The 13,302-nt window shown below is 47.3% G+C and carries 9 protein-coding genes; all 9 read left to right on the forward strand.

Annotation, left to right across the window (positions count from 1 at the left end; all coding sequences use genetic code 11):
• Positions 1–16 precede the first annotated feature (16 nt).
• The 9 genes from E5342_RS02360 (at position 17) to lsrF (ending at position 13,302) form a co-directional block, all read left to right on the forward strand.
• A complete protein-coding gene (locus tag E5342_RS02360; RefSeq protein WP_121735761.1) occupies positions 17–1,792 on the forward strand; it encodes a cytochrome D1 domain-containing protein in 1,776 nt (591 codons plus the stop codon).
• A gap of 11 nt (positions 1,793–1,803) precedes the next feature.
• A complete protein-coding gene (locus tag E5342_RS02365; RefSeq protein WP_135958745.1) occupies positions 1,804–2,898 on the forward strand; it encodes an endoribonuclease L-PSP in 1,095 nt (364 codons plus the stop codon).
• Positions 2,899–2,932: 34 nt separating this feature from the next.
• Positions 2,933–3,691, forward strand: coding sequence for a hypothetical protein (locus tag E5342_RS02370; protein ID WP_121735759.1), 759 nt, complete (start codon positions 2,933–2,935; stop codon positions 3,689–3,691).
• A 108-nt stretch (positions 3,692–3,799) separates the two neighbouring features.
• Positions 3,800–7,786, forward strand: a complete 3,987-nt coding sequence (locus E5342_RS02375; protein WP_246867043.1) for an SUMF1/EgtB/PvdO family nonheme iron enzyme — start codon at positions 3,800–3,802, stop codon at positions 7,784–7,786.
• Positions 7,787–7,902: 116 nt separating this feature from the next.
• The gene (gene ccsA / locus E5342_RS02380; RefSeq protein WP_135958747.1) at positions 7,903–10,350 is read left to right on the forward strand and encodes a cytochrome c biogenesis protein CcsA; all 2,448 of its coding nucleotides are present in this window, start codon (positions 7,903–7,905) and stop codon (positions 10,348–10,350) included.
• Between the two features lie 18 nt (positions 10,351–10,368).
• Positions 10,369–10,683 carry a hypothetical protein gene (locus E5342_RS02385; protein WP_005857750.1) on the forward strand — a complete coding sequence of 105 codons (315 nt, stop codon included), beginning with the start codon at positions 10,369–10,371 and terminating at the stop codon, positions 10,681–10,683.
• Between the two features lie 41 nt (positions 10,684–10,724).
• Complete coding sequence (locus tag E5342_RS02390) at positions 10,725–11,741, forward strand: dihydroxyacetone kinase subunit DhaK (protein ID WP_135958748.1); 1,017 nt, start codon at positions 10,725–10,727, stop codon at positions 11,739–11,741.
• An 8-nt stretch (positions 11,742–11,749) separates the two neighbouring features.
• On the forward strand, positions 11,750–12,364 hold the full coding sequence (locus E5342_RS02395; protein WP_121735755.1) for a DAK2 domain-containing protein: 615 nt from the start codon (positions 11,750–11,752) through the stop codon (positions 12,362–12,364).
• 65 nt (positions 12,365–12,429) lie between these two features.
• Positions 12,430–13,302, forward strand: a complete 873-nt coding sequence (lsrF, locus tag E5342_RS02400; RefSeq protein WP_121735754.1) for a 3-hydroxy-5-phosphonooxypentane-2,4-dione thiolase — start codon at positions 12,430–12,432, stop codon at positions 13,300–13,302.

The raw sequence follows: 13,302 nt of genomic DNA on the forward strand, positions 1-13,302 counted from the left end.
GAATACGAAATATACCATGAACACACGAAAATACTTGATAAAAAACTCATTGGTGGCTTGTCTTGTCGGCTGTTGCGTTTCTCTCGCTTCAGCCGGCAACCCACCTTTCTTTACTACGGATGCCGTATTGAATGCGAAGGGGGAGCTATTGATGACACAGAAAGGAACGAGACATCTGGATATCTTTTCAGCGGACGGTAAGAGTTTGCTTCGTTCGTTTCCGTTTGATGAGATCCCGACTGGGTTGCTTTTGGATGGGGATAATGTGTATGTGACGACCTTTGAGAAGACCGGCCGCCTACAAGTTCTTTCCTTGGAATCGGGTAGGGTGGAAGCGGCTATACCGACGGGATCGGGAGCCTGCCATCCGATATTCGGGCCGGATAAGAAACATATATATGTATGTAATCAGTTCGATAATTCGGTGGTCGAGGTAGATCCGGTGATGCATAAGGTAGTCCGGAGCGTGAAAGTGTTGCGTGAGCCTAAATCGGCGGTATTCAGCAAGGATGGCAAGTATATGTTTGTTACGAATTTCCTGCCCGCACAACGGGCGAACGTGGATGTGGTGGCCGCTTGCGTATCAGTAATCGAGATGGATGGGTTTACGAAAGTGAAAGATATCCAATTGGCGAATGGTAGCAATGCCTTACGGGGGATGTGTATCACGCCGGACGGGAAATATATATACGTGTCTCATAACTTGGGACGATTCACGGTGCCTACTTCTCAACTTCAACAAGGTTGGATGAATACGAGCGCTTTCAGCGTGATTGATGTGGCGAAGCAGGAATTCGTTGGGGCGGTATTGGTGGACGAGCCGGATCGTGGTGCTGCCGGTATCTGGAGTATCGCTTGCGATGACAAGCATATCTTTATCACCCATAGCGGAACGCATGAGGTGAGCGTGATTGATCATCCGGCGATGTTGGCGAAGTTTGAGTCTTATAAGAATAAGAACCGTCTGGATTACGACTTGAATTTCTTGTATGGACTTCGTGAGCGAGTTCCCTTACAAGGAAACGGTCCCCGGAATTTTATATTTTCGGGAGATAAGTTGATAATCCCTACTTATTTCGCCGATATCTTGAATACCATCGATATAAATACATTGGAGGTGACGGTTACCGACATGAATCCGGGTCGTACGGAAACGCCGGAGAACAAGGGCGAGAAATACTTTAACGATGCGAATCATTGCTATCAAGGCTGGCAGAGTTGTAACGGTTGCCATCCGGGGGATGGCCGTACGGACGGGATGAACTGGGACTTGATGAATGACGGGGTCGGTAACTCGAAGAATTGTAAGAGCATGTTGTATTCGCATGTGACCCCCCCAAGCATGATCTCGGGTGTTCGTGAGAGCGCAGAATATGCGGTACGTGCCGGTTTTAAGTTCATCCAGTTTTTTGAGCCGGAAGAGGAAATGGCGAAATGTGTGGATGCTTATATGAAATCTTTGCGTCCGGTGCCTAGCCCGTATTTAGTAAATGGGGAATTATCGGATAAGGCGAAAGAGGGAAGAAAGGTGTTTGAGAAACTGAAATGTGGCGAGTGCCATAGCGGTCCTTATTATACGGATATGAAGATGCATCGTATCGGTGAGGATATAGAATTTGAGAAAGGGTGGGATACTCCTACTTTGATCGAGGTCTGGCGTACGGCTCCTTATCTGTTTGATGGGCGTGCGGCTACCATGGAAGAGGTATTCGAGGTCCATAAGCATGGCATCGATAAAAAGGTTTCCAAGAAAGATATCGAGGCGTTAACGGAATATGTAAACTCCCTGTAAAATAAAAGGATATGAATTATTGTGAGAAAATACATTATACGATATTAAGCACCGAGCCGGCTGAGTTCGCGGTTATGGTGGACGATCTATTGTCTCAATTACCTCAAAACGAGGTGATCATGAGGCTGGCCTTTTTCGGTACTCCGGGTACGAATGAGGAATACGTGGCACGCCGGGTTTTGCTGCGGGAGAAGATTCGTCGGTATTATGGGGAGTGCGAGCCGGCCTTGAGCTATGTCTCCCAGCCGCCATTGAACGCTCCTTTGCTGATGGAGGTACATAGCTATGTGCCCGATGCACAGGATCGGATTACTTTCCGTCATTATCAAGGTGTTCCTTATGTCTTGTTGGAGAATGTCTCGGGGCGTTTTCTTTTTGCCGGCGGTTTTCAAGGAGATGTACTTCATTTTGGTATCGAGCCTCAGTCGGTGGAGGCTTTCCGGTTATTGGGGGATGTACTTCGTCGGGAGGGTTTTCCGTTGAATAGCATTATCCGTCAGTGGAATTATATCGAGCGTATAACCGCTTTCGACGGTCCGGATCAGCATTACCAAGCGTTTAATAACGCTCGGTCTGATTTTTATAGTAAGGTGGACTGGACGAATGGGTATCCTGCCGCTACGGGTATCGGGGCGAATCTGGGAGGTATCTTGATCGATGTGGATGCCGCCGTGTTTATTACGCCGGGTGCTTTCGCTACTCCGATTGATAATAAGTTGCAGGTGGCTGCCCATGCGTATTCGGAACAAGTACTGGAAGTTGCCCGACAAAAGAAGACGACCCCTAAGTTCGAGCGTGCCAAGAGCATGACTTTTCAGGATCGTAAATTGATTTATATTTCCGGTACAGCTGCTATCCGTGGTGAGGAGAGCTTGACGGGAGTAGGTCTGGAACGTCAGCTACGGATCACGATGGAAAATATAGCGGAACTGATCGCTGACGCTAAATTGGTCAAATTACGTGTCTACTTGAAGAATAAATCCGACTACGAGGAGGCTGAGCGTTTGATGAATACCTACGGATTAAATATCCCGATCTCTTATATGTGGGCCGATGTTTGCCGGGATGAGTTACTGATCGAGATCGAGGGAATAGCGATACGTTGAAACAAATAGTACTAACAAATATACACAAAAACAAATGAGAAAAGGTTTGAACATGAAAATGGCGGCTATGGGATTGGTGTTGGCATCTATGGTCGCATGTACGGGAAAGACAACGACAGACGCTACTTGTTGCGCCGCTAATGGGGAGGGCAATTGTCCGGAAGGAACTTGCCGCAAAGAATGCACGAATGCATGTAATACTAACAATCAAAAAAATAAAACAATGGCTTATTCAAAGAAGTACACGAACGCCGATTTTTATAAAGACGGCAAGTTTCAACAAGATGTCGCTATGGAAGCGATGAAGGATATGTTTGCTTTCTATGATGTTCCCTTTACGGAGCTGATGGCGAAAGATATGTGGGTGACAGACTTTGGCTTGGGGGATTTCGAAAATGTAGGTATGGGTGGTATTTTCTGGATCAACGATCCAGAGTATAAGTATTTTGCTCACGCTATCTATTTGTTGCCGGGCCAGATGATTCCGGAACACGCCCACGTAAAGACGGACTTCCCGGCTAAACATGAGTCTTGGATGGTAGAGAAGGGTTGGGTATACAACTTCTCTGAGGTAGGTGACGAGACTCCGAACGCTCCAGCTATCCCCGCCGGACATGGACCGATCAAGAGCAAGAACTTCGTGGTTCAGAAGGTCGGTGACGTATTGCGTCTGAAGAAATTAGAGACATTCCACTTTATGATGGCAGGTCCGGAAGGTGCTATCGTAGATGAGTGGGCATGCTATCACGACAACGCTGGTTTACGTTTCACGAACCAGAAGGCCGCTTTATAAAGACCTCTAGGGTTATGCTTAATCCTCAGGGTTACCAATCGTGATTCCTTAGGATTTCAATAAACAACCTTCTAAATTTAAATTTAATACATGAATAAATATTGTATAATGGTATCACTCTTGTTGTCGACCTCTCTTCTTGTTTCGGCGGGTCCGAAGCAAAAGAAGGTGGATAATTGGATTGACGCTGCGGTAAAGCAAAAGTCTGAGCTTCGTGCCTCTTTGGTGAAGGCGAACATGCCGATCATGTCCGCTTGGATCAAGGCGAAGCAGAAGGCTGTCCCGATGTCCGCCGATTTGACGGGTCAGGATCAGTTGGTACTTGTTACGGCCGCCGGACCAGATGGTACGGATTGGGATTGGGGTACATGGGCGAATGCCCGTTTAATCAAGGCGGACGGTAGTTCGGTTTGGTTGGATGAGTTAGATCCTGATTATTGGGTTTCTGGCTCGGGCAGTATCCGCAAGAATACGGATTTATACGGGAATCCTTTGTTGATCGGCGGTAAGAAATACGATCATAGCGTATTATGCCATGCCAATGGCGTGATGGTGTACAATATCAATAAGGAATATGTACGCTTTGAGGCTGAGGTGGGTTTGGCCGATCAGTCGACGGTAGGTAGTGTATTTTTCCGTATCATGAATGTTTTCCCGAAGGAGGAGGCCGCACGCTTGCTAGCCGCTTATCCGAAGGAATTAGGAGCCTTAAACGCTAATATCGATGGGTTGGAGAATTGGTTGACTGCTGGCGACGCTTCCGCAGAGCGTGATATTGTCTTGAATCTGGCTTCTCGTCTGAAAGACGCTGCGTATATAAAGAACGCTGTTAAGCAGATCGAGATGGAAAAAGATATCGATACTCAGATCCGTGAGTACTTGAAACTTTATGAGAAAACTCAACGGATCTGTAATTTGCAGAGCGACTTGGATTGGTTGAATATGGAGGCGATTCGTTTGGCTTTCAACGATATGAAAAAGCTGAAAGGTTTCGATGCCACTAAGTATCAGCCGGTTTTGGATGAGCTGGAACAACAAGTAAAGAAAGGTTTCGATGGTATTTATAGTGGTGATGAGACCGCTTTGGTTAATGCCGAGAAAGCGATCGCAAATAAACGTATGATCTTGTTGGCGAACCCGTTCTTGGATGGTGATAAAGTTTTGGCTGCCCGCTTTAAATTAGGTGTAAACGCTCATAAGGCAATGGCCCCGGATTTGGGTACGCAGGGTAATAACTGGAGCAACCAAGAGTCCGCCCGCCGTATGGGATTTGACGCCGATATCGTGGAGCTGAGTAATCTACGGGGGGAGGATGTACAGGTACGGTCGATCTATAAACCAGAAAACGGTTCCTCTATCGCTGACTTGCGGATGCATTGGGATGGCGATCGTGCGATGTTTACTCAGACGATGCCCGATAAGCGTTGGAATATATTTGAGGTGAATTTGGATGGCTCGGGCTTTAAGCAATTAATACATAACGAGGAGCCGGATCTGGAGTTTTATGATGGAACCTACTTACCGGACGGACGTATTATCGCTAACTCGAATATCGGTTATCAAGGCGTGCCTTGTGTAAGCGGTGATGATCCTGTCGGCAATATGGTACTTTATACGCCGGATACGAAGAACTTGCGCCGTCTGACTTTCGATCAAGACGCGAACTGGAACCCCGTAGTGATGAATAACGGTCGTGTGATGTACACGCGTTGGGAGTACACGGACTTGACGCACTATTATTCCCGTATCGTGATGAACATGAATCCGGATGGTACGGAGCAGAAAGCGCTGTATGGTAGCGGATCGATGTTCCCGAACAGTACGTTCGATATCCAGCCGTTGCCGGGCCACGGTTCCGCTTTCGTGGGAATTATCTCCGGTCACCATGGTATTGCCCGTTCCGGTCGTTTGATCGTGTTCGATCCGGCGAAAGCCCGTAAAGGCGCCGCTGGTATGGTACAGGAGATCCCGTATCGTAACCGGCCGATCGTGGAGGAGATTAAGGATGAGTTGGTAAATGGCGTATGGCCGCAGTTTATCAAACCGACTCCGCTGAATGATAAATATTTCTTGGTGGCCGCTAAATTAGATCCACAGGATTTATGGGGTATCTATTTGGTGGACGTATTCGATAACGTGACTTGTTTGCGTAAGGTAGAGGGTGAGGGCTATATCAGTCCGGTTGCCGTACGTAAGACACAGACTCCTCCGGCTATTCCGGACCGTGTGAAATTGAATGACAAAGAGGCTACGGTCTTTATTCAGGATATTTACGAGGGAGAGGGTTTGAGAGGCATTCCCCGGGGTACGGTTAAGTCTCTTCGTCTGCACGCTTATGAGTATGCTTACGTGAAGACTACCTCCGATCATAACTGGCATGGAATCCAGTCCGGTTGGGACATCAAGCGTATGTTGGGTACAGTACCGGTAGAAGAGGATGGCTCCGCTATCTTCAAGATCCCGGCGAATACGCCGATCTCTATCCAGCCGTTAGACAAAGACGGAGTGGCTATCCAGTGGATGCGTAGCTGGTTGACCGGTCAGCCGGGCGAGGTGGTATCTTGTATCGGTTGCCATGAGGACCAGAACCAGATTCCTATCCCGAAACGTGTGATGGCTTCGCAGAAAGCCCCGCATGCGTTGACTCCGCCGGAAGGGGGTACTCGTTCGTTCACGTTCGATCTAGAGATCCAACCGATCTTAGATCGTGCCTGTGTCGCTTGCCATAATGGTGAGGGTAAGGCTTTCGACTTGCGTGGGGGCAAGAAGGATAAATTAGGTTATGGCACTTCTTACTTGAATCTGCATCCGTATGTACACCGTCAAGGTGGCGAGGGTGATATGGTGGTTCTTCAACCGTATGAATATCATCCGAACACGAGTGAACTGGTTCGTATGTTGAAGAAAGGGCACTTTAACGTGCAACTGACGGATAAAGAGTGGAAAACCCTTTATAACTGGATTGATTACAACGCTCCGGATAAGGGTTATTTCAACGCAAATGTGCTTTCGAAGGATATCATCCCGTATCAAGGCTTCGACCAGATCAAGCGCCGTAAAGAGTTGACGGATAAGTATGCGAATGGCGCAGGAGTGGATTGGAAGAAAGAGATCTCCGATTATGCCGCTTACTTGAAGGGTAAAGGTGAGATCAAACCGGAGATGCCGGAGAAATTGGCTCCTGTCAAGGAAAAAGAGTTGAAGGTGAAAGGTTGGCCTTTTGATGCGGACCGGATCAAGGCTATGTTGGCCGACGAGAAGGAAACCCGTAAGGAGATTGAGTTGGCTCCGGGTATCAAGATGTCATTTGTTCGCATTCCGGCCGGACAATTCGTGATGGGTAGCTATCGTGGGCAATCCGATACTCGTCCAACGGCGAAAGTGAAGATTGACAAAGCTTTCTGGATGGGTGAGTTGGAGGTTACGAACCAGCAATTCAACGTGATTTTCCCGGATCACGACAGCCGTTTCGTGGATCAGCAATGGAAGGATCACGTGGTTCAAGGATATCCTGCTAATAAACCGGAGCAACCGGTAATCCGTGTAAGTTACAATGACGCTATAAATTATTGTAAGAAGCTGAGTGAGAAAACAGGCTTGAACATCACGCTTCCGACCGAGGCGCAATGGGAATGGGCTTGTCGTGCCGGCAGCGATCAGGATTTCTGGTATGGCGATATGAATGCAGACTTCGGCAAAAAGGATAACCTAGCCGACGTAACCACGCTCCTGCTTGCCGTAAGCGGTATTGACCCGCAACCGATGCCTAAGACTTCTTATTGGTACAAGTACTATACTTACTTACCGAAAGAGGAAGGCGTGGATGATGGCAATTTGGTTCAAGTGGGTGGTAAGCAATATGAGGCGAATCCGTTTGGTTTGTATTGCATGCACGGTAACGTGGCGGAATGGACACGTTCAGATTACTTGCCTTATCCTTACAACGAGAAATCGAAAGAGGTTTCCGAGTATAAGGTGGTTCGTGGCGGTTCTTATATCGAGCGACCGAAATTCTCGACGGCTTATACCCGTAAGGGATATTATCCGTACCAACGTGTGTTCAACGTAGGCTTCCGGGTAATTATTGAGGACTAATAGACAAGGTCTATTTATTGATAAATAACATGGATGCGGCAAATTAATCGCCGATTCTTTCAAAAATGATTAATTTGCGTACATTTGTCGCATCAGTGTTATTAATAAATGAGCAAATGAAAACTCTAGAAAGATTTATCTCTTCTTCCGTGACGACTATCGTCCTTCTATTGATCTACGCCTTTGGCTTGGCTATCGCTACTTTTATAGAGAAGTATCATGGTACTGCCGCCGCTAAAGCGATGATTTACTATTCTCCTGTATTTTTCTTACTCCAATTCTTATTGGTAGCTAATTTCGTGGCTATCGTTATCAAGCACCAGTTACTTAAGCGGCGTAAATGGGGATTGATGGTCACCCATGCCGCCTTTATTGTCATCCTTCTGGGCACCCTTGTTTCCCACCTTTTCGGCGAGGAAGGAATCCTTCACCTGCGTGAGGGAGAGGCTAGCGATCGTATCATGATCCGTACCTCGGACCAGACTCTCTATCATACGCTTCCTTTTAGCGTAGAACTCGTGAAATTTACCTTAACCCGCTATCCCGGCTCTGCCAGTCCCTCCGCTTATGAGAGTGAGTTGCTGGTACATGTAGATGGACAGACTTGCCATGCCCGGGTATATATGAATAATGTATTAGACGTGAAAGGCTATCGTTTCTTCCAAGCCTCCTATGATCCGGATGAGCAAGGTACGGTACTTTCCGTGAATCGAGATGTGGCCGGAAGGAATATTACATATACCGGCTACGTGATTTTAGTGATCGGCTTCATACTTTGCTTGGTAGGTAAAAACTCCCGCTTCATGAAATTAAGTCGACTGTTGAAAGATTTAAGATCGGGCGCTCGTAAAACGATCCTGTTAGTTGCGGTTCTTCTTTTCGTAGGAGGCTTGCGGGCGCAAGGTGCGGCTGCTCCCGAGATGAAGGAAGTCATACAGAAATATACGATAAGTCCGGAACATGCCTCTAAGTTCGGTGCGTTGCCGATCCAGTCGGTAAGCGGACGTATGTTACCAATCAATACATTCTCTTCCGAGGTACTTCGAAAGTTGCATAAATCGGATCAGTTCGGTTCCTTGAACTCTGATCAGTTCTTGTTGAGTGTCTTGGCTATGCCGGATATGTGGGTCCGGGTGCCGTTTATCGCCTTGTCTAATAGTGAGCTGGCTAATTATTACGACCTTACGGATAAGGATTGCGCCTATATAGAGGTATTCGATAGTAACGGACGCTATAAATTGCAAGAGAAGCTGGAAGAGGCCTACAATAAAATGCCAGCGGAGCGTACCCGCTTCGATAAAGACTTGATCAAGCTGGATGAGCAGGTAAATATCTTCCATCAATTGATCAATTACCAGATGTTAAACCTTTTCCCGAAAGAGGACGACCCGGATCACAAATGGTATGCGCCGGGCGATGATTTATCGGCGTTTTCTGGAAAGGACTCCATGTTCGTTACCCACATTATGGGTTGGTATTTATCGGAGGTACAGGAAGGGTTGAAGAGCGGTGATTGGGAGAAAGCGGACGAGGTGATCGGAATGATCCATACGTATCAGCAAGCCAAGAATAAGACGGTAGACATTCGCCCTGAGAAAATACAGGCCGAGATTAAATATAATCAAATGGATGTATTCCGGCAATGTAAGAAAGGGTACTTGATTTTGGGAGGCTTGTTGCTAGTCTTCGCTTTCGTGGCCTTATTCAAGAAGGAAAAATGGGTTACCTATACGACTTGGGTATTGAGTCTGGGCATTTTGGCCGTATTCGTTTTCCATATGTATGGGATGGGAATGCGGTGGTATATCGCAGGTTACGCCCCTTGGAGCAATTCGTACGAGACGATGGTTTATGTGGCTTGGGCTACGGTGTTCGCCGGGTTGTTGTTCGTACGCAAGAGTACTCTTACGTTTGCGTTGGCTACTTTATTCGGGGGGATCATCTTGTTTGTGTCCGGCTTGAGTTGGATGGACCCGCAGATCAATCCGCTGGTTCCGGTCTTGAAATCCCCATGGTTGATGTTCCATGTGGCGGTTATCGTGGGGGCTTACGGTTTCTTCGGCATTAGCTGTCTGATCGGCTTGACGAATCTGGTGATGATGAGCGTAAGCGGGGAGAAGAACAGCGTGATGCTCAAAGACCGGGTACGGGAATTGAGTATCGTGAACGAGATGTCACTTTGGATCGGGTTGGCCCTGATGACGATCGGTACTTTCTTGGGAGCGGTCTGGGCGAATGAGTCGTGGGGACGTTATTGGGGCTGGGACCCGAAGGAGACGTGGGCGTTGATTACGATGGTGATATATGTGATCGTGACGCATCTTCGCTTGATACCGAAATGTAATAACCTGTGGCTGTTTAATTTCACGTCTATTTTGGCCTTCTATTCGGTGTTGATGACTTTCTTCGGCGTGAATTATTTCTTGAGTGGCATGCACTCCTATGGCCAGAATGACAACGTGAACGGGATATTTATTTATCTTTATCTGTCGATCATCCTAGTATTGGGAGCTGGCTTTATATCCTATCGGAACAGAACGAATTTTAATAATATAATTGTCTAACTATAAATTGAATAGATCATGAGAACATTTAATCACGTAGGAATTGTCACTACGGAAAGTAAAGAAGGGGCGGTTTATAACGAAGGCCTGAGTGTATGGTTGACGGATTACAGCAAGAGTCCGAACCGGATCGAGTTCTTGAAATTCGAGAAAGGCAGCTGCCTACCGGAGTTGGTACAGACCAATGGCCATATCGCTTATACGGTTCCTTGTTTGGAAAAAGAGTTGGAAGGTAAGAAGGTAATCTTCGGTCCGGCTGTTTGCGACGAACACTTGACGATTGCTTTCATTGAGGAAGAAGGTATCGCTATCGAGATCATGGAACTAAAATAATTCGTAAATCAAAATTCATAAATCTAAAGGAGGATAATACCATGTCAGACATCAAGACAAAATTCATAAATGATCCTGAGAATATTACGGCAGAGTTATTGGAAGGCTATGTATTTGCGTATTCGAATCAGGTAAAGTTGGCGGCTGAGAATATCGTCGTACGTGCTAACCCGAAAGGCAATGATAAAGTAGCGATCGTTACCTTAGGCGGTTCCGGTCATGAGCCTGCCTTGAGCGGTTTCGTAGGAGAGGGCATGTTGGATTGCTCCGTCGTGGGTGACGTATTCGCCGCTCCGGGTGCCCAACGTTTGTTTCAGGCACTGCAATTGATGGATCGTGAGGCTGGGATCTTGCTGGTCGTATTGAACCATTCCGGCGACGTGATGAGTGCTAATATGGCTTGCCAGTTGGCTGCTCGTAAAGGGATTAAGGTGAAAAAATTACTTACGCATGATGATATCAGCGCAGGTATCGGGGCGAATGTAGACGACCGCCGTGGCTTGGCTGGTTGTGTTCCTTTGTATAAGATATTAGGTGCCGCCGCCGAGGAAGGGAAGTCTTTAGACGAGTTGATTGAGATAGGTGAGCGCTATAATAAGAACGTGGCTACCTTAGCTGTCGCTATGCGTTCTTGTACGCATCCCCAGAACGGAGGAACGATCACGAATCTTCCTGATGGAATCATGGAGATCGGTATGGGCCAACATGGCGAAGGTGGCGGTGGACAGAAACCGTTGGTATCCGCCGATGATACGGCAGCGGAGATGATAGACTTGCTTTGCCAGCAGTTACAGCCAAAAGCTGGTGATAAGATGTTGTTGATCATTAACGGCGTAGGCGCTACTACCCATATGGAATTGAATATCGTCTTCCGTAAGGCTTATAAGGAATTAGAGGCTCGTGGCTTACAGGTGGTGGCAAGTCGTATTCAAGAGATCTTGACCGTACAGGAGCAGGCCGGATTCCAGATGATTCTAGCTATTTTGGATGAGGATCATATCGATTATTTGAATAACAAACGTGCGGACGCACCTTATTGGACAACCCTAGGTAAATAAATATATATATGAAACAACTTACTATCGAGGCCTTCAAGGCCATGTTAGACAATGCGCTGAAACAAATCAAGGCACGTGAGGAGGAATTCTCTAAATTGGATGCCGTAATCGGGGATGGTGATCATGGTACCGCTATCGTTGCCGCTATGACAGCCGTGAATAAAAGCGCTCAGTCCGGAACGGAGTTCAAGCAGATGCTTGGTGATATGGGTATGGACGTGATGATGGAAGTGAGCGGATCGACGAGTACCTTGCTCGGCGCTTTCTTCTTGGGTATGGGCGACCATGCCGAGGGAACTGAGTTAGATGCTGCGGGCGTGAAAGCTATGTTTGCCGGTGGTCTGGCGAATGTACAACAACAAACCCAAGCGAAACGAGGTGACAAGACGATGATGGACGCCTTGATTCCGGCGGTGGAGGCTATGCAGGTTTGTACATCGGATGATATCAAGGAAGTCTTGAATGCTGGCGCTAAAGCGGCGCTTGAGGGAGCGGAGGCTACGGTACCAATGAAAGCTAATTTTGGCCGTGCCCGTAACTATGGTGAGCGTTCGATTGGTTTCGCTGATAGTGGGGCTACTTCTTGGAGCTGCATGTTTGCTTCATTTGCAGAGGCGTTTTAAAATAATAAACCGTAAGACGGGCCACGCCCCGTCTTTACAAAATAAATATATAACGAATAATAAATATGGCAGATTTAGATGATTTGAGAGAAGGTGCGGACTTCGGTTTAGGCATCAATTGTGAGAATCAGAGTTTCCATGTGAAGGGGGCCGAGAACTTACCTTGGGGTATGAAAGACCGTTTATCCCGTATCTTCAACCCGAGGACAGGCAAGGCGGTTATGCTTGCTTTCGACCATGGTTTCATCATGGGGCCGACTTCCGGTCTGGAGCGTATCGACTTGAATATCGTTCCTTTGATTGAATATGCGGATTGCTTGATGTGTACCCGTGGTATCCTGCAATCTACGATTCCGGCGAATACGATGAAGCCGATTTGTCTTCGTTCGGATGCTGGAACGTCTATCCTTACTGATTTGAATGATAATGTATTGATCGATATAGAGGACGCTATCCGTATGAATGTCTCTGCCATGGCGGTTATGTTGGCTATCGGCGATGAGGCGCATGAGGCTAAGACAGTGGCTAACTTATATAAGGCGGTCGATAAGGCTAGCCGTTACAATATCCCGGTAATGGGTGTTACCGCCGTTGGTAAGCAAATGGCTCGTGACGCTCGTTATTTCGGTCTGGCTTCCCGTATTTGTGCGGAGAACGGCGCTAATATCGTGAAGACCTACTATTGCGAGGGTTTCGAGAAGGTAGCTGCCGCTTGTTCGGTTCCCGTGGTAATCGCCGGTGGTAAGAAATTACCGGAGAAGGAGGCGTTGGAATTATGTTATAATGCGATTAACGACGGTGCGGCTGGCGTGGATATGGGACGTAATGTATTCCAGAGTACTTCTCCTGTCGCCATGATCCAAGCGGTTCATGCGGTCGTGCATCAAGGTATCACGCCCGATCAGGGATATGAATTGTTTTGTGACTTAGCGAAATAA

The sequence above is a fragment of the Parabacteroides distasonis genome (genome assembly GCF_004793765.1).
GTDB lineage: Bacteria > Bacteroidota > Bacteroidia > Bacteroidales > Tannerellaceae > Parabacteroides > Parabacteroides distasonis_A.

What these genes read in the sequence shown, in the direction of transcription:
- E5342_RS02370 (WP_121735759.1), top strand. Translation starts at nt 2,933, where the DNA reads ATGAGAAAAGGTTTGAACATGAAAATGGCGGCTATGGGATTGGTGTTG.
- E5342_RS02390 (WP_135958748.1), top strand. Translation starts at nt 10,725, where the DNA reads ATGTCAGACATCAAGACAAAATTCATAAATGATCCTGAGAATATTACG.
- E5342_RS02385 (WP_005857750.1), top strand. Translation starts at nt 10,369, where the DNA reads ATGAGAACATTTAATCACGTAGGAATTGTCACTACGGAAAGTAAAGAA.
- lsrF (WP_121735754.1), top strand. Translation starts at nt 12,430, where the DNA reads ATGGCAGATTTAGATGATTTGAGAGAAGGTGCGGACTTCGGTTTAGGC.
- E5342_RS02375 (WP_246867043.1), top strand. Translation starts at nt 3,800, where the DNA reads ATGGTATCACTCTTGTTGTCGACCTCTCTTCTTGTTTCGGCGGGTCCG.
- ccsA (WP_135958747.1), top strand. Translation starts at nt 7,903, where the DNA reads ATGAAAACTCTAGAAAGATTTATCTCTTCTTCCGTGACGACTATCGTC.
- E5342_RS02395 (WP_121735755.1), top strand. Translation starts at nt 11,750, where the DNA reads ATGAAACAACTTACTATCGAGGCCTTCAAGGCCATGTTAGACAATGCG.
- E5342_RS02360 (WP_121735761.1), top strand. Translation starts at nt 17, where the DNA reads ATGAACACACGAAAATACTTGATAAAAAACTCATTGGTGGCTTGTCTT.
- E5342_RS02365 (WP_135958745.1), top strand. Translation starts at nt 1,804, where the DNA reads ATGAATTATTGTGAGAAAATACATTATACGATATTAAGCACCGAGCCG.